The sequence below is a fragment of the Weissella confusa genome, assembly GCF_004766315.1.
Classification (GTDB): Bacteria; Bacillota; Bacilli; order Lactobacillales; family Lactobacillaceae; genus Weissella; species Weissella confusa_A.
In genome coordinates this window covers 1-1398 of sequence record NZ_PVSN01000062.1, presented here as the reverse complement: position 1 = coordinate 1398, position 1398 = coordinate 1, and the positions used below count along the sequence as shown (strand labels likewise).

The following is a 1398-nucleotide window of genomic DNA, read 5'->3' as shown; positions in this document are numbered from 1 at the left end:
CTGTTCTACCTACAAAAACACCGAGAAATGACGCCTTTTTAAGCTGAAATCCGGGTTTTGAAAAATTTTCGGAGTCCGGCACCTCTCGGTGCCGAAAAAACCTGTCCATAATCTTGACATCAGCGCCAAGTTAGCCTTCAATGCTTGGTATCCTTGCATCAAGATGTTTTGTTGTTCCTCGTTGAACCAACTAGCACCCAAGTAAATGTTGCGCGTGCGTTGGCCAACCTTTTCACTAGCTTCAGCGATTTGAGCAAGCTCAGCAATCAATTGGTGTTCAGTAAGCATTAGAAATTCCCCGTGTTTCTTTGTTTGTAACCAGGATACCAAATTTCCGTGACGATTTTATGAATGTTGACAATCAGGATATTCATTGAAAGAGACTTTTAAAAACATACGCAAAACTGAAAAAGTTTCCACTGCCCTATCGCAACTAATACAGGCAGTCTGGAAAAGCAGAAAAAGACGACACTGTATTTTATACACAATATTGTGTATAATTCTAAGGGAGAATACATGCCTAAATCAGTACGCGTGATGATTAAGTATTTGCAGCAAAATGGATTTGTTGAAGTACGTCAGAATGGTAGTCATAAGCAATTTAAGAACTATCGAACGGGAAAAAGTGTGGTGGTACCTTATCATACTGGGGGAAAAGAATTAGGAACAGGACTTGAGCGAGCGATTTTGAAGCAAGCTGGCTTAGATTAATAAGGAGATTAGGATGGCGACAAAGAACACATTACTGTTTTATCCAACCGTTTTCTTAACAGAAGAAGATGGTCAAATTACGGTTCGAGTCCCTGATGTTGGGGTAGCTACTATGGGTGCGGATTACCAAGACGCAATTGCGATGGCGCAAGAAGCGGTAGGGTTGGCTTTGGAAGAGGAAACTAGTTATCCGGATCCATCTACGCCGTTGGATGTTACGTTGGAAGAATGGGAAGCACCTGAAAATGTGCAAGTTATGATTGTGGCATATGATTTAGCGGAATATCGACGACATGTCTCTAAGACAGTGCGACGAAACATTTCGATTCCAGAGTATTTAACCCGGATTATTCATGCACTAAATTTTTAACCACAGCTAAATCAGTAAAATACGATAAATCACCTTGAAACTGCCAGTACCTTGGCACGGTTTCAGGGTGTTTTTTTTCGATTGAGCGTTTTTTGAGAAAAATGGGCACACTAAAACCAGCCAGATTTTGCTATTTTTTTGAAAATCTACTTCGTTGTTTTATTGCCACAAAGCATTTAGTCGTTCCCAAGCTCGCCAGAACAGACCATCGAATTGTTCTTGGATGCGGCTATCTAACGTCAAGATCACCTTGCGGGCGTGCTTAGTGACACGTCCCCCGATTTTTAACAAACGGTCTCGAAAGGTGTTGATTGTCC

At 41.4% G+C, this 1398-nt stretch carries 3 protein-coding genes; 2 read left to right on the top strand and 1 reads right to left on the bottom strand.

The genetic code is table 11. The features are described from left to right. Positions 1–9: 9 nt before the first annotated feature. Complete coding sequence (locus C6P11_RS11315) at positions 10–288, bottom strand: hypothetical protein (RefSeq protein ID WP_245299853.1); 279 nt, start codon at positions 286–288, stop codon at positions 10–12. A gap of 228 nt (positions 289–516) precedes the next feature. On the opposite strand from C6P11_RS11315, the gene C6P11_RS08690 reads away from it, so the two are divergent. Both C6P11_RS08690 and C6P11_RS08685 read left to right on the top strand, forming a co-directional pair. Beyond that, the gene (locus C6P11_RS08690; RefSeq protein WP_087045915.1) at positions 517–711 is read left to right on the top strand and encodes a type II toxin-antitoxin system HicA family toxin; all 195 of its coding nucleotides are present in this window, start codon (positions 517–519) and stop codon (positions 709–711) included. A 13-nt stretch (positions 712–724) separates the two neighbouring features. Further along, entirely contained in the window at positions 725–1081 is a 357-nt protein-coding gene (locus tag C6P11_RS08685; protein ID WP_135520382.1) for a type II toxin-antitoxin system HicB family antitoxin, read from the top strand. Positions 1082–1398 lie beyond the last annotated feature (317 nt).